This window comes from Xanthomonas albilineans, assembly GCF_002939705.1.
In the GTDB taxonomy this organism is placed as follows: domain Bacteria; phylum Pseudomonadota; class Gammaproteobacteria; order Xanthomonadales; family Xanthomonadaceae; genus Xanthomonas_A; species Xanthomonas_A albilineans.
In genome coordinates, this window is record NZ_MDCB01000012.1 from 38,718 (window position 1) to 53,791 (window position 15,074).

A 15,074-nucleotide genomic window follows, 5' to 3' on the forward strand; every position below is an offset into this window, starting at 1 on the left:
GTGCGCAGTTTAGCCGAATGCCGGCGATCACCCCGTACGCGGCCGTTCGGTGGCGTGGTTGGGCGAAGGTTAGTGTCATTGGCCGGTGCATGCGAAGCGACAATAGAGGCACCGTGGTAGCGGCCTCGCGGATCAGTTCGCCCACGGCGGCGTGTATTTGACTTTCACCGCGCGCACCGCCGGATCGCCGCGCAGCGCGTCCAGCAGGTGCGGATCCACGCGCACCGAATGATTGCCGTTGAGGTCGAGCATGCCGGCCACGCTGCCTTGCGCGGATTGCAGTAACAGGTCCAGACGCAGTGGCGTCTTGCCCGGGCGGTGGCGGGCGAGCAAGCCGTCGATGCGCGGCCAGGCGCTGCGTTGGCGCAAATCCAGCCGCAAGGACAGCCGCTGCGCGTGGTGGGTGCAGATTTGTTCGTAGTCCCAGCATTGGCGGATGCGCATGGCATAGCCGCCGTTGAATTCGTCCTCGCGCACGCCGCCCTTGACGATCAGCAGACGGTCGCGGGTGAGCAGGTGGCCGAACTCGGCGAGGGCATCGGAGAACGCGCTGCATTCGATGCGACCGCGGCCGTCCTCCAGTTGCACGAACACCTGGCTGTCGCCCTTGCGGCGCACGCCGACCACCAGGCCGGCCAGAATTGCGCTGACTTCCGGACGCCAAGCGCGCTTTTCGCCATCGCCCTCGCCACTGCGTCCACGTCCACCGTTGGATTGCGCGCAGATTTTTTCCAGTGCTCCGAGGTCGCAGCCGACCAGTTCGCGGACTTCGTCGCGGTATGGATCGAACGGATGCCCGCTGAGGTAAAAGCCGAGCGTCTCGCGCTCGCCGGCCAGCAACTGGCCGAGCGGCCATTCCTTGCTTTCCGGCAGGCTCAAGTGCAGTGCCGGTGCGCTGGTGTCGGCGTTGCCGAACAGCGAGTTCTGCCCGGAGGCGCGCTCGCGTGCCATCTGCTCGGTGGCCTTCATCACCTCCGGCAGTTGCAGCATCAGCGTGGCGCGGTTGCTGTCCAGCCCGTCCATCGCGCCTGCGTGGATCAGCGCTTCCAGCGTGCGCTTGTTGAGCTTGGCCGATTCCACACGTGTGCAGAAATCCATCAGCGAGATGTAGGTGCCGCCGCGCTCGCGTTCGGCCACGATCGCCTCGCAGGCGCCGCGACCCACGCCCTTGATCGCGCCCAGGCCATACTGGATGGTGTCGGGTGTGGCCGCTTCGAACATGTAAGCCGAGGCGTTGATCCGCGGGGGCCGCACGGTCAGTCCGAGGTTGCGGACTTCGTCGAGGAAGCCCACGACCTTGTCGGTGTTGTCCATGTCCGAGGACAGGGTCGCGGCCATGAATTCGGCTGGATAGTGGCGTTTCAGCCAGGCGGTCTGATAGCTGACCAGTGCGTAGGCGGCGGCGTGCGATTTGTTGAAACCGTAGCCGGCGAACTTCTCCATCAGGTCGAAGATTTCGTCGGCCTTGGCCTCGCCGACACCGCCCTTGGCTGCGCCTTCGCGGAAGATTTCGCGATGTTTGGCCATCTCCGCCGGCACCTTCTTGCCCATCGCGCGGCGCAGCAAGTCCGCGCCGCCCAGCGAGTAGTCGCCGACGATCTGCGCCATCTGCATGACCTGCTCCTGGTACACCATGATGCCGTAGGTGTCTTTCAGGATGGCTTCGGTGCGTGGATCGGGGTAGAGGATCGCCTGCTGGCCGTGCTTGCGAGCGTTGAAGTCCGGAATCAGGTCCATCGGGCCGGGGCGGTACAGCGACACCAGCGCGATCAGGTCCTCGAAGCGGTCCGGCTTGGCGTCCTTGAGCAGGCGGCGCATGCCCGAGGATTCGAACTGGAACACCGCGCCGGTGCTGCCCGAGGCGAAGATGTCTTTGTAGGTCGGCACATCGTCGAGCGGAATCGCGGTGATCTCCACCGCCGGGATGCCGGCGCGTGCGTGGCGCACGTTGATCGCTTTCACCGCCCAGTCGATGATGGTCAGCGTGCGCAGGCCGAGGAAGTCGAACTTGACCAGGCCGACCTGCTCGACATCGTCCTTGTCGAACTGGGTGACGGGATTCTTGCCCAGGTGATCGACGTCGTGTTCGGCGAACAGCGGGCAGAAGTCCGACAGCGGTGTCGGTGCGATCACCACGCCGCCAGCGTGCTTGCCGGCGTTGCGGGTGAGGTCTTCGAGTTGTCGCGCCAGATCGATCAGGTCGCGGACGTCTTCCTCGCTCTGGTAGCGCTGGATCAATTCCGGCGCGGCCATTTCGCTGTCCTTGCCTTCGCCCATCGCATCCTTGAGGGTGATGCCGAGGATGTTGGGGATCAGCTTGGCCACCCCATCGACCAGACCATAAGGGAAGCCGAGCACGCGGCCGCAGTCGCGCACCACCGCCTTCGCCGCCATGGTGCCGTAGGTGATGATCTGGCTGACCCGGTCGCGCCCATATTTGCGCGCCACGTAGTCGATTACCTCGTCGCGGCGGTCCATGCAGAAGTCGATGTCGAAGTCGGGCATCGACACGCGTTCGGGGTTGAGGAAGCGCTCGAACAGCAGGTTGTACGGCAGTGGGTCCAGGTCGGTGATCTGCAACGCCCAGGCCACCAGCGAACCGGCGCCGGAACCGCGGCCCGGGCCGATCGGAATACCCTGCTGCTTGCCCCATTGGATGAAGTCAGCCACGATCAGGAAGTAGCCGGGAAAGCCCATCTTGATGATGGTGTCCAACTCGAATTCGAGCCGCTCCACGTAGTCCTGGCGGGTCTTGCCGGGGGCCAGTGGATGTTTCTCCAGGCGTGCGGCCAGGCCGTCGCGGGATTGGCTGCGGATCCAGCTGTCCAGGGTCTCGTCGTCGGGCACCGGGTAGGCGGGCAGGAAGTAGGTGCCCAACTGCATCTGGAGGTTGCAGCGTTGCGCCAGTGCCAGGGTGTTGTCGAGCGCGTCGGGAATGTCGGCGAACAACGCGGCCATCTCCTCGGCCGATTTGAGGTACTGCTGATCGCTGTACTCGCGTGGACGCTTGGGGTCGTCGAGCACGCGGCCGGAGGAGATGCACACGCGCGCTTCGTGCGCGGCGAAATCGCTGGCGTACAGGAAGCGCACGTCGTTGCTGGCCACCACGGGCAGGCCGCGCATGCCGGCGGCATGCAGGGCGAACTGGTTGAACGCTTCCTCGCCATCGCGGCCGGTGCGGGTCAGTTCCAAGTGCAGGCCGTCGCCGAAGATGCGTTGCCAGTCGGCCAGTTGCTGTTCGGCCAGATCGTGGCGACCTTCGCTGGCCAGACGCCCGGCCAGGCTGTTGCGCCCGGCCAGTGCGAACAGGTTGTCGCTGCCGCTTTGCAGCCATTCTGGGCGCAGTGCCACGCCACCTTCGCTGCGATGGCCTTCCAGCCAGGCACGGGTCAGTAGTCGCGACAGGCTCAGGTAGCCGTCGCGGTTGCGACACAGCACGGTCAGCCGCCATGGCGCCTGGCTGCCGTCGGCGATCAGCAGGTCGGCGCCAGCGATCGCCTTGATGCCCACGCCCTCGGCGGCTTTGTAGAACTTGACCAGCGCGAACAGGTTGTTGAGATCGGTGACCGCCAGCGCAGGCAGATCGAGTTCCACCGCGCGGCTGAGTAGATTGGCTTGCTTGGCTTTCTTCGGGTCGGCCTGATCCGGTTTCTCGGGCACACGGATGGTCGAATCCGCCAGCGAGAACTCGGTGTGGATGTGCAGGTGAGCGAAACGGGAAGTGGACATGCGGAACCAGAGCGATGCCCATGCAGGGTAGCGGCGGGGGCGGGAGGGGGCAAGGCTTGACAGGGCAAGCGCCGGGATTCGGGACAGGTCTCACGCGGGCGTCGATCATCTCCCGTCGCGGCCAGCACCCGCGGCGGATGCGCTGATGCGAGATGTATGCGGCAGCACCTAGTCTCGCGTCCTCGGTCCTGCATCCCGGTCTTCCATTGCCTTGCGCACCGGCGCGAAGCTGCGTCGGTGCTGTGGGCAGGGACCATGCGCGGCCAGTGCGGCCAGGTGCGCTGGCGTGGCATAGCCTTTATGCAGGTCGAAACCGTAATGCGGGTGCTCTGCGTGCAGATGTTGCATGATTCGGTCGCGGGTGACTTTGGCGATGATCGAGGCGGCCATGATGGCGCGATCGAGCGCGTCGCCACCGATCAGCGCTTCGGCGGGGCAGGGCAGGCCCTTGGGCACGCGGTTGCCATCGATGCGAGCGAAGCCGGCGACATGGGCCACGCCTTCGACGGCGCGACGCATGCCGAGCATGGTCGCTTGGTAGATATTGAGGCGGTCGATCTCCTCGGCTTCGATCAGCACGACCTGCCAGGCCAGGGCGCGCTCGATGATGCGTGGGTACAGTGTCTCGCGCCGTGCGGCGGTCAGTTGCTTGGAGTCATCGAGTCCGTTGATGCGGGGCTGGTTCGGATCGAACACCACCGCCGCGACCGCGACCGGCCCGGCCAGCGGTCCGCGCCCGGCTTCGTCGACCCCGGCATAAAGTCGTGAGTCGGGATCCGGCGGCAGCGGCTCGGGGAAAAGCGCCAGGTCGGGTGGTTGCCTGTTCACGGGGCGGAGTGTGTCGCGTCTGCCGTCGCGGGTTCCGGGGCCTTGGTCGGGCCTTGCAACAGTTCCGTCACCGCATCCGCGGCGCGCGCGGATGCGTCCTGGCGCAGCAGACGGTGCAGGCGCTCGTACTCCGGTTGCAGCGCGGCGACCGCCTGCGGATGGCGTAACCAGTGCAGCAGCGCCGCGGCCAGCGCGTCCGGGGTACAGGCATCCTGCATCAGTTCCGGGGCGAGGTCGTGTCCAGCGAGAATGTTGGGCAAAGCATAGCGGTCCACTTTCAACAGTCCCAGCGCCTTGATGATGCGGTAGGTCAGCGGTGCGAGCTTGTAGCCCACCACCATCGGCCGCTTCACCAGCATGGCTTCCAGGGTGGCGGTGCCGGATGCCAGCAACACGGCGTCAGCAGCGATCAGTGCGGTGCGCGCCTGTCCATCCAAAACATGTAATGAAGCTGGGGGCAAAGCCGAACGCGCAACTTGTTCGGTGATCAGCGCCTTGCAGGCTGGATTGGCAGCCGGCACCAGCACCTGCGTGCCGGGTAATTGTTGCAGCACCTGCGCGGCGGCGGCGAAGAAGGTGTCGCCGAGCCGACCGATTTCGCCCAACCGGCTGCCCGGCAGCACGGCCAGCACTGATGCGCTGGGCAGCACACCCAGTTCGATGCGGGCAGCGTCGCGTTCGCTGTGCAGGGCGATCGCATCGGCCATCGGGTGGCCGACGAAGCGCGCATCCACGCTGTGCCTGGCATAGATCGGTGGTTCCATCGGGAACAGGCACAGCACCCGTTCGGCGCTGGCGCCGATCTTGGCCGCGCGTTGCTCGCGCCAGGCCCAGACCGATGGACTGACGTAGTGCACGGTGCGGATGCCACGCTGCTTGAGCCAGCGTTCCACGCCGAGATTGAAGTCGGGTGCGTCGATGCCGACGAACACGTCCGGGCGCCAGTCCAGCACGCGTTCGCGCAGCACGCGGCGCAGCTTCAGCAAGCGCGGCAGATGCCGCAGCACTTCCATCAGCCCCATGACGGCCAGTTCGCTGGCGTCGAACCAGGTGTGGCAGCCTGCCTGCCGCATTGCCTCGCCACCGACGCCTGCGAATTGCGCATCCGGATAGCGCGCACGCAGTGCCTCGATCAGCCCGGCACCCAGAAGATCGCCGGAGGCTTCGCCCGCCACCAGGGCAATGCGGCGCGATCGCGCGACCCCGGAACTGGCGATCAGGGGGGAGAAACCGGCGACGGGCAACTCCGAATTCGGCAGGGGTGACGCCGCCGCAGGGTCTTGCGCAGGTGGTGTGGAGCAGGCCACGCCATGACGCGTCCCGGGTTCCGGGTCCCGCGTCCCGGCATTGGCGTTCATCGCAGCAATGGCCGTTCGCTGGATTCGATGAATTCCAGCATTGCGCGCACGTCCTCGCTGCCTTCGGCCAGTGCCAGCAACTGCTGCTTGGCTTCGGTCAGGGGGAGCCCGGCCACGTACAGGGCGCGGTAGGCGCGCTTGATCGCGGCTACGCGTTCGGCATCGAAACCGCGACGTTTGAGACCTTCGCTGTTGATGCCGCGCGGACGACCGAGCGAATTGCCGCCGACCATGATGAATGGTGGGACGTCGCCGTTGATCAGCGCGCCCATGCCCAGGAAGGCGTGATCGCCGATGCGGCAGAATTGGTGTGCGCCAGCAAAGCCGCTGATGATGACGTGGTCGCCGACTTCCACATGCCCGGCCAGCGTGGTGTTGTTGGAGAACACGCAATGATTGCCGACGATGCAGTCGTGGGCGATGTGGGTATAGGCCAGAAACCAGTTGTCGTTGCCGATCCGGGTGATGCCGCCGCCGTTGCCGGTGCCACGGCTGATGGTGACGAACTCGCGGATCACATTGCGCTCGCCGATCACCAGTTCGGTGCGCTCGCCGGCGAACTTCTTGTCCTGTGGCTCGCCGCCGAGCGCAACGTGGCCGATCAGGCGGTTGTCGCGGCCGATGCGGGTCGGGCCGAGGATGCTGCAATGCGAGCCGATCACGCAGCCTGGGCCGATGTCCACCTCGGCGCCGATCACGGTGAAAGCGCCGACGTGCACGTCGGCGGCCAGTGTCGCCGTCGGATCGATGACCGCAGATGGATGGATCACAGCAGCGTTGGCACTCATCGCAGATCTCCTGCCAGGGGCATCACTGCCCTTGGGCGCACATCACTTCGGCGTAGGCCACCACCTTGCCGTTGACCTTGGCTTCGCCGCAGTACAACGCCATGTTGCGGATGATGCGCTTGATTTCCACATGCAGCTCCAGCACGTCGCCGGGCACGACCGGGGTGTTGAAGCGCACATTGTTGACCTTGACCATGAAGAATGGCGTGGAATCCGCGTCGGGGCCTGCCATCAGTTGGATCAGCAGGCCGCCGACCTGGGCGATCGCTTCGATGATCAGCACGCCTGGCATGATCGGCAGGTTCGGAAAGTGACCTTGGAAGAACGGCTCGTTGATGGTGACGTTCTTATGCGCGACGATTTTGCGGTTCTCGAAATCGAGCGAGATGACCTTGTCCAACATCAGGAACGGGTAGCGGTGCGGCATCAACGCCATGATCTTGTTGATGTCCGGCAGAGTGTGATCGTGGCTCATGCATTCTCCTTGCTGACAGACAGGATGCGACGGGCCAGGGCATCGAGCTGTTTGAAGCGCGCGGCGTTCTTGCGCCACGTGCGGTTGTCGGTTAACGGGGTGCCGGACGAATACTCGCCCGGCGTGTGGATGGAATTGCGCACGACCGACCTGCCGGTGATGACGACCTTGTCGCAGATCTCCAGGTGGCCGACCACGCCGACCGAGCCGCCGAGCATGCAGTAGCGGCCGATCTTGCTGCTACCTGCAATGCCGGTGCAGCCGGCGATGGCGCTGTGCGCGCCGATGTGCACGTTGTGTGCGATTTGCACCAGATTGTCCAGGCGTACGTCTTCTTCGAGTGTGGTGTCTTCCAGTGCGCCGCGGTCCACGCAGGTGTTGGCGCCGATCTCACAGTCGTCGCCAATGCTGACGCCACCGAGTTGCGGCACCTTGATCCAGCGGCCAGCGTCCATGGCCAGGCCAAATCCGTCGGCACCGAGGACTGCGCCAGGATGCACGCGCACGCGCTGGCCCATTCGGACCCGGGTCACCAGGGTGACCCGAGCGATCAGCTCGCTGCCGGCGCCGACCTGACAGTCCTCGCCGATCACGCAGCCCGGACCGATCACGCAGCCCGCGCCAACCACGCTACGCGCGCCGATGCTGACGAAGGCGCCGATGTGTGCGCTCGGCGCGATCTGCGCGCTGGGGTCGATGCTGGCACTGGGATCGACGCCGGCCGGACGCACCGGCAGTGTCTCGAACAGTGCCGCGATCTTGGCGAAGGCCACATACGGATCGCGCGCGATCAGCGCCGTGCCTGGCGCCGTGTCGGCATCCTCGGCGCGCAGTACCACGATCGCCGCGGCGCTGTCGGCCAGTTGTGCGCGATAGCGCGGGTTTGACAGGAAACTGAGCTGCCCGACACCGGCCCGCGCCAGCGTGGCCACGCCGTACACCGCAACGTCGCCGTCGCCTTGCACTTGCAGGCCGAAGCGCTCGGCGATCTGGTGAGCGGTATAGGTCTGAATATTCACTTGGAGATTCTACCGCGTGCCATTGGCACGGTCATGACGCTCTTGCAGACAATGCGATGCCATCCAGTGGAACACTGGGTGTTGCGACCCGCCCGTGATCAAGTCAGTGGAAAACGGCCCTCTCCCTATTCCGCTTAAAGACGGCCGCAGCGACAGGCGTGGCAATTGAAGCGGCGAAGCCGCAGGGCAGGGCGCCGCAGGGAGTCGGAAGCTACCGGGGCTACGGCTCTGGCAGCGGACAGTCTGCTAGAACTGCCCACCGAACGTGAATTGCAGACGCTCGATTTCGTCGTTGTCTTCCCTTTTCAGCGGGATCGCATAACTGATCGAGATCGGGCCGACCGGGGCGCGCCACAACAGCGCCACACCGGCGGAGGCGCGGAGCGCGTTGGCCTTGAAGTTATCCACGCCGTTGAACACGTTGCCGACGTCGACGAAGGCGGAGATGCGCGCCGATGGGCTATCGAACAGCTTCGGGAAATACATTTCCGCAGACCCCACGGTCTTGAACGAACCGCCCAGCGGTTGGCCGCGCCGGTACGCAGAGGTCACTTCCGAGCGCGGGCCGAGGGTGTTGTCCTGGAAGCCGCGCACCGAGTTGGTGCCGCCGGCATAGAAGTTCTCGTAGAACGGCAGGCCCGAGGCAGTGACGTGGCGGATCAGGTTGGTGCCGTCGCACGCCTGCGGCGTATAGGTGGTGCCCTGTACGGTGCCGCAGATGTCGCGCGAGACATCGTTGCCATAGCTGTCGCCGTAGCCGAACTCGGCGCGAGTGTTGAGCACCAGCGCCGGAATGATCGGCCAGTATTTAGAGATCTGGTAATTCAGCTTCCAGTATTCGACGGTGGAGCCGGGCAGGGTGGTTTCCACGCCGATGCGCTGGTACATGCCGCTGGTCGGCATGAAATAGTCGTTGCGGGTGTCGCGCGCCCAGCCCAGTTCGGTACGCCAGGCGTGGAAGGTGTGTGTCCCGACCGCGTCCATGTAGTTGACGATTGCCTGCGGCGTGAAGCCGGGGTAGGCGGTGATCTGGTTGCTGTCCACGCCGAACATCAGCGACACGGTGTCGGTTTCGGTGATCGGGATGCCGAAGATCGTCTGTGCCGCGCCGTTGGTGCTGTTGTATTGCGCGGTGCCGAAGTTGGAGTAATCCAGCTTGCGCCAGGACAGGTTGTAGCCCAGCGACACGCCGTCGTCGGTGAAGAACGGATTGGTGTAGGAGAACGCGTAGCGCTTCTGGTAGCTGCTGCGCGAGGCGTCCACCGCGACGCGGTTGCCGCCGCCGAGGAAGTTGTTCTGCGACAGTTGCACCGAGGTGGTCACGCCGTAGGTCTGCGAATAGCCCACGCCGAAGGTGAAGCTGCCGGAGGTGGTTTCCTTGACGTTATAGACTACGTCGACCTTGTCGTTGCTGCCCGGCACCGGTGGCGTTTCCACGTTGACCGACTCGAAGTAACCCAGTCGCTGCAGGCGGATCTTGGAGCGGTCGATCGCTGCCTGCGAATACCATGTGTCCTCGAACTGGCGCATTTCGCGGCGCATGATTTCGTCGGAGGTGCGCGTGTTGCCACGGAACACGATGCGGCGCACCAACACGCGTGGACCCGGCACCACCTGCAGGTTGATTGCCACGGTGCGCTTTTCGCGGTCCACGGTCGGGATCGGGGTGGCCTTGGCGAAGGCGTAACCGATGTTGCTGAGTGTGTTGGTGATGGCGTCGGAGCTGTATTCCAGCAGCGCGCGGGAGAAGGTATCGCCGGCCTTGGGGATCACCAGCTTCTCGATCTGTTCCTGCGGCAGGACGGTGTCGCCGGTGACCTTGATCTCGGAGATCTTGTACTGCTCGCCTTCGCTGACGCCAGCGGTCAGGTACATGTCGCGCTTGTTCGGGCTGATCGCGACCTGGGTGGAGTCGACGTTGAAATCGACATAGCCGCGATCCAGGTACCAGGAGTTGAGTCTTTCCAGGTCGCCGGACAGCTTTTCCTTGGAGTACTGGTCGTCGCGGCGGTACCAGGATAGCCAGTTATGTTCGCGCGACTCCCAGTTTTCCAGGATGTCCTTGTTGGCGAATTTCTCAGTGCCGATCAGGTTGACGTGACGGATCTTGGCCGCTTTGCCTTCCTTGATCGCGATCGCCACATCCACGCGGTTGCGGTCCAGCGGACTCACGGTCGGGGTGATCTGCACGTTGTACTTGCCGCGGTTGTTGTACTGGCGGGTGAGCTCCTGAGTGACGCGATCCAGGCTCAGCCGGTCGAAGGTGCCACCCTCGCTCAGGCCGATGTCGGAGAGTCCCTTCAGCAGCTCCTCGCTCTTGATGTCCTTGTTGCCGGTGACGGTCAGCTTATTGATCGCCGGGCGCTCCTTGACCGTGACCACCAGGATGTTGCCCTGACGATCGACGCGCACGTCCTCGAAAAAGCCGGTGCGATACAACGCACGGATCGCCTCGGCGACTTTCGCCTCGTTGACCGTGTCGCCGCGCTCGACCGGCAGATAGGTGAAGACGGTACCGGCGGAAATGCGTTGCAGCCCGTCGACGCGGATGTCGCTGGCGGTGAAGGGCTCCGCGACCTGGGCCAGGGCCGGCAGGCTGAGGCTGGCGGCGAGGGCGAGGGCTAGCAGGCGGCGAGTGGGAAAGCGCGTCATATCACGTCCGGTAGAGGTCGATAGCGTTGTTGCATGGGCGCCGGCGCAAGACGACAGCGGGTCGAGTGGAACGGCAATCGGGTCATCGCATTACCTGGCCGAAGAGGTCGTTGTAGAACGCCAACCCCATCAACCCTGCCAGCAACGCCAGGCCCACGAATTGCCCCGCTGCCATGGCGCGCTCGCTAAGCGGGCTGCCCTTGACCAACTCGATAAGGTAATACAGCAAGTGCCCGCCGTCCAAGATCGGGATCGGCAGCAGGTTCATGATTGCCAGGCTCAGCGACAGCAATGCCAGGAAATTCAGGAACCAGTCCGGGCCCTGCTGGGCCGAAATATTGGCGGCCTTGGCGATGCTGATCGGGCCGGACACGTTCCGCAGCGATGCTTCGCCGGTGAGCATGCGGCGCAGCAAACCGAGGGTATCGCCGGCCATCCGGGCAGTCTCGCGTAAGGCGGCAGGGATCGCCTGCAACGGCCCGTAGCGCAAGGTGGCGTCGAAGGCGGGGCGGGGTTGTTGGCCGATGGCAATACCCAATTTCCACGTCGGCACACCGCTCTGCGCAACTGGCTTGAGGTGTACTTGCAGGGCCATGCGCTCGCCGTTGCGCTCCACCTCGATCAGACCGCTGCCGCCGTTGCGGCCCAGCGCCTGCACCTGCGGCACGACTTGTTCAGCACTGATGATGGCGGTGCCATCCACGGCCAACACACGGTCGCCGGGGCGCAACACACCGTCGGCTGCCGAGCCCGGCACGACCGTGGCAATCACCGCCGGTTGCAGGGTGAAGCGCCAGGTCAGACCGACCAGGCTGGGGACCTGTTGCTCGTCGAAACCGGCGGGCAACTGCGAGAGCGCCAGAATGTGGACGCGGCTTGCCCCATGCTGTGGGTCTTCGGTCTCCACCCGCACATCCTTGTGGTCCATGGCGGCGATGGTCAGTTGCATGCTGGCCTCGCTCCAACTGGACACGTCGCGCTCGCCGATCCGGACGATGCGCTCGCCGGGCTGGAATCCGGCCTGCAGTGCCAGCCCATCGGCGCGGCCGACGATCGGTGCGTAGTCCTGCTTGCCGATCACGAACATCGCCCACAGCAGCGCCACGCATAGCAGCAGGTTGGCGATGGGCCCGGCGGCGACGATGGCAATGCGTTGCCAGACCGACTTGTTGTTGAAGGCCAGTGCCTGTTCGGCCGCGGCGACCTCGCCCTCGCGTTCGTCGAGCATCTTGACGTAGCCGCCTAGCGGGATCGCGGCGATCGCGAATTCGGTGCCGTGGCGGTCGTGGCGCGACCACAGTGGCTTGCCGAAGCCCACCGAAAAGCGCAACACCTTCACCCCGCAGCGGCGGGCGACCCAGAAGTGTCCGAACTCATGGAAGGTGACCAGGACGCCGAGGCTGACCAGCATCCACCAGACGGAGCCGAAGAAGTTACCCATGCGCGTGGCTCATGGCAGCGTGCGGATTAAGCATGGGAGGGATGGTGGGCAATGGCGAGTTCGGTGATCTTGCGCGATTGCGCGTCTGCTGCCAGTAACGCGTCCAGGGAATCGGCCGCGACCGCAGGCAGCTCGGTCAGGGCGTTATCGACCAGCGCAGGAATCGATAGGAAACCGATACGGCCCTGAAGAAACGCTGAAACCGCCACTTCGTTGGCCGCATTCAGGATCGCTGGTGCGCTGCCGCCGGCCTGCATCGCATGCCAAGCTAGGCGCAGGCAGGGAAAGGCATCCATGTCCGGCGCCTCGAAGTCCAGGTGGCCATGCGTCAGCAGGTCCAGTCCGCCGACCCCGGAGGCGATCCGTTCCGGCCAGCCCAGGCCCACGGCGAGGCTGGTACGCATGTCCGGCAGGCCCATCTGCGCCAAGGTGGAGCCGTCGATGAATTCGACCAGCGAGTGGACCAGGCTCTGCGGATGCACCAGCACCTCGATGCGCGAAGGCGCCAGCGCGAACAGGTGGTGCGCCTCGATCACCTCCAGGCCTTTGTTCATCAGTGTGGCCGAATCGACCGAGATCTTCGGCCCCATCGACCACTTCGGGTGCGCGACCGCTTGTGCCGGCGTCACCGCCTGCAGGCGGGCGCGGTCCCAGCCACGGAATGGGCCGCCGGAAGCGGTCAGCAGCACCCGTCGCACCTCGGCGCCGGTCTGGCGCGAGCGTAGGCACTGGAAGATGGCGTTGTGTTCGCTGTCGATCGGGATGATCTCGGCACCGGCTGCGCTCGCTGCGGCGGTGACCAGTTCTCCGGCCAGCACCAGGGCTTCCTTGTTGGCCAGTAGCAGGCGCTTGCCGGCGCGGGCGGCGGCCAGGGTCGAGGCCAGGCCAGCGGCACCGACGATGGCGGCGAGCACGCTGTCGCAGGCGTCGCTGGCGACCAATTGATCCAGTGCCGCGGTGCCGGTGTGTGCGGCGGTCTGCAAACCAGCCGCCGCCAGGCCGTCGCGTAGCGCGGGGTACAGGGCTGGGTCGGCGATGACCGCATGCGCCGGACGGTGCGCCGCGCACAGCGCCAGCAGCCCTTCCACGTCGCGGCCAGCGGCCAGCACACTGGCGCGTAGGCGCTCCGGGTTGCGTGCGATCACGTCCAGGGCAGAGGCCCCGATCGAGCCGGTGGCGCCGAGTACAGCGATGGTGCGGATCGCCTCGATCATGTCAGAACCCGAAGATGTCCTTGCCCAGCGCGAAGATCGGCAATGCCGCCAGTACACCGTCGATGCGGTCGAGCACACCGCCGTGACCAGGAATGACGTTGCCCGAATCCTTGGCCCCGATGTGGCGCTTGAGCAGGCTTTCCAACAGGTCGCCGACCACCGATGCGAGAATGCTGGCCGCGGCCACGATCAGCAGGCCGGGCAGGTGCGGCAGGGTGATCCCGGCGAGCCAGCCGAACCCGACGGCCACGACCAGGCCGGCCAGCAACCCGCCGATCAGGCCTTCCACGGTCTTGTTTGGGCTGATCCGCGGCGCCAGCTTGCGCTTGCCGAACTGGCGGCCGGCGAAATAGGCGCCCGAATCGGCCGCCCATACGGTGGCCAAGGCGGTCAGCAGCCAGCGGTGGCCGTTCGGTTCGCTGGCGTGGATCAAGCCTAACGCGGACCACGCCGGGACAATCGCCAGGGTGCCGGCAGCCAGCTTGAACACCCGCGCGTAGGTGGCGTGGTTGGAACCGAAGTGAAAGTAGCGCAGCCACAGCAGGGCTAAGCACCACCAGCCGACGCCGATGAGGGTGGTCAGTTGGAACAGTACCAGCGACCCGGCCGAGGCCCACACCAGCAACACCATCAGCAGCAAGTTGAGCATCAGCAGGATGGTGCGCGCCAAGGTGTCGTCGATTTCGGCCAGCTTCAGCCATTCCCACAGGCCGATTAAAAAGATCAGCGCGGTCAGCGCGGCCAGCCATTGGGTCGGCAGCAGCACGATGGCGCAGATGGCCAGTGGGGCCATGATCAACGCGGCGATGACGCGGGTACGGGTCATACGACAACGTTCTCCGACGCCGCATCGGCGATCTGTGAGCTGGTGAGGCCGAAACGCCGTTCGCGCCGGGCGTAGTCGTCCAGAGCGTGTTGCAGCACCTGAGCGTCGAACTCCGGCCAAAGCGTTTCGGTGAACCACAACTCGGTATAGGCCATCTGCCATAACAGAAAATTGCTGATGCGCAGGTCGCCGCCGGTGCGGATGAACAGGTCTGGCGGTGGCAGATCGGCCAGCGCCAGGCGTGCCGAGAGCGCGTCTTCGTCGATCTGCTCCGGACGCAAGCGTCCGCTGGCGACGTCTTCGGCCAGCGCGCGCGCGGCCTGGGCGATGTCCTGGCGGCCGCCGTAACTGGCGGCGATCGACAGGTGCAGTGCTTGATTATCGCGTGTCCGCGCTTCGGCCTGATTCATGCGCTCGCACAGCGACGGCGCAAAGCGCGCACGCTCGCCGATGAAGCGCACGCGCACGCCGCGCCGTTGCAATTCATCGACCTCGCGATCGAGCGCGTGCAGAAACAGTTTCATCAGTGCGTCCACTTCGTCCTGCGGGCGCCCCCAGTTCTCGCTGGAGAAAGCGAAGAGCGTGAGCGCGGCGATACCGCGTTCCAGGCAGAAGTCGATGGTGCGGTTGACCGCGCGGGCGCCGGCACGGTGGCCGATCATGCGCGGCCGACGGCGCCGCTGCGCCCAGCGTCCGTTGCCATCCATGATGATAGCCAGATGGCGGGGCAGGGACATGGATGCA

At 65.4% G+C, this 15,074-nt stretch carries 10 protein-coding genes and 1 pseudogene; all 11 read right to left on the bottom strand.

The genetic code is table 11. The features are described from left to right. Positions 1-132: 132 nt before the first annotated feature. Positions 133-3,729, bottom strand: a complete 3,597-nt coding sequence (dnaE, locus tag XalbCFBP2523_RS11515) for a DNA polymerase III subunit alpha (RefSeq protein WP_045765982.1) — start codon at positions 3,727-3,729, stop codon at positions 133-135. A 168-nt stretch (positions 3,730-3,897) separates the two neighbouring features. After that, the gene (gene rnhB / locus XalbCFBP2523_RS11520) at positions 3,898-4,557 is read right to left on the bottom strand and encodes a ribonuclease HII (RefSeq protein WP_012916523.1); all 660 of its coding nucleotides are present in this window, start codon (positions 4,555-4,557) and stop codon (positions 3,898-3,900) included. A 24-nt stretch (positions 4,558-4,581) separates the two neighbouring features. Next, positions 4,582-5,915: pseudogene (lpxB, locus tag XalbCFBP2523_RS11525) on the bottom strand (lipid-A-disaccharide synthase); the annotation flags it as partial. Continuing rightward, positions 5,912-6,703, bottom strand: coding sequence for an acyl-ACP--UDP-N-acetylglucosamine O-acyltransferase (gene lpxA / locus XalbCFBP2523_RS11530; protein ID WP_012916521.1), 792 nt, complete (start codon positions 6,701-6,703; stop codon positions 5,912-5,914). The gene lpxA and the pseudogene lpxB, both read right to left, overlap by 4 nt. 22 nt (positions 6,704-6,725) lie before the next feature. Beyond that, entirely contained in the window at positions 6,726-7,178 is a 453-nt protein-coding gene (gene fabZ / locus XalbCFBP2523_RS11535; protein ID WP_012916520.1) for a 3-hydroxyacyl-ACP dehydratase FabZ, read from the bottom strand. Continuing rightward, a complete protein-coding gene (gene lpxD / locus XalbCFBP2523_RS11540) occupies positions 7,175-8,197 on the bottom strand; it encodes a UDP-3-O-(3-hydroxymyristoyl)glucosamine N-acyltransferase (protein ID WP_045765981.1) in 1,023 nt (340 codons plus the stop codon). Before lpxD ends, fabZ begins: the two co-directional genes overlap by 4 nt. Before the next feature lie 246 nt (positions 8,198-8,443). Next, positions 8,444-10,849: an outer membrane protein assembly factor BamA gene (gene bamA / locus XalbCFBP2523_RS11545; protein ID WP_012916518.1), complete on the bottom strand. Its 2,406-nt coding sequence runs from the start codon at positions 10,847-10,849 to the stop codon at positions 8,444-8,446. An 82-nt stretch (positions 10,850-10,931) separates the two neighbouring features. Continuing rightward, the gene (gene rseP / locus XalbCFBP2523_RS11550; RefSeq protein ID WP_045765980.1) at positions 10,932-12,290 is read right to left on the bottom strand and encodes an RIP metalloprotease RseP; all 1,359 of its coding nucleotides are present in this window, start codon (positions 12,288-12,290) and stop codon (positions 10,932-10,934) included. Between the two features lie 26 nt (positions 12,291-12,316). Beyond that, the gene (dxr, locus tag XalbCFBP2523_RS11555; RefSeq protein WP_045765979.1) at positions 12,317-13,504 is read right to left on the bottom strand and encodes a 1-deoxy-D-xylulose-5-phosphate reductoisomerase; all 1,188 of its coding nucleotides are present in this window, start codon (positions 13,502-13,504) and stop codon (positions 12,317-12,319) included. Between the two features lies 1 nt (position 13,505). Further along, positions 13,506-14,330: a phosphatidate cytidylyltransferase gene (locus XalbCFBP2523_RS11560; RefSeq protein ID WP_045765978.1), complete on the bottom strand. Its 825-nt coding sequence runs from the start codon at positions 14,328-14,330 to the stop codon at positions 13,506-13,508. After that, positions 14,327-15,067: a polyprenyl diphosphate synthase gene (gene uppS, locus XalbCFBP2523_RS11565; protein WP_045758226.1), complete on the bottom strand. Its 741-nt coding sequence runs from the start codon at positions 15,065-15,067 to the stop codon at positions 14,327-14,329. The genes XalbCFBP2523_RS11560 and uppS overlap by 4 nt, the downstream gene beginning before the upstream one ends. Positions 15,068-15,074: the final 7 nt, after the last annotated feature.

What these genes read in the sequence shown, in the direction of transcription:
- dnaE (WP_045765982.1), bottom strand. Translation starts at nt 3,729, where the DNA reads ATGTCCACTTCCCGTTTCGCTCACCTGCACATCCACACCGAGTTCTCG.
- lpxA (WP_012916521.1), bottom strand. Translation starts at nt 6,703, where the DNA reads ATGAGTGCCAACGCTGCTGTGATCCATCCATCTGCGGTCATCGATCCG.
- fabZ (WP_012916520.1), bottom strand. Translation starts at nt 7,178, where the DNA reads ATGAGCCACGATCACACTCTGCCGGACATCAACAAGATCATGGCGTTG.
- bamA (WP_012916518.1), bottom strand. Translation starts at nt 10,849, where the DNA reads ATGACGCGCTTTCCCACTCGCCGCCTGCTAGCCCTCGCCCTCGCCGCC.
- rseP (WP_045765980.1), bottom strand. Translation starts at nt 12,290, where the DNA reads ATGGGTAACTTCTTCGGCTCCGTCTGGTGGATGCTGGTCAGCCTCGGC.
- dxr (WP_045765979.1), bottom strand. Translation starts at nt 13,504, where the DNA reads ATGATCGAGGCGATCCGCACCATCGCTGTACTCGGCGCCACCGGCTCG.
- XalbCFBP2523_RS11560 (WP_045765978.1), bottom strand. Translation starts at nt 14,330, where the DNA reads ATGACCCGTACCCGCGTCATCGCCGCGTTGATCATGGCCCCACTGGCC.
- uppS (WP_045758226.1), bottom strand. Translation starts at nt 15,067, where the DNA reads ATGTCCCTGCCCCGCCATCTGGCTATCATCATGGATGGCAACGGACGC.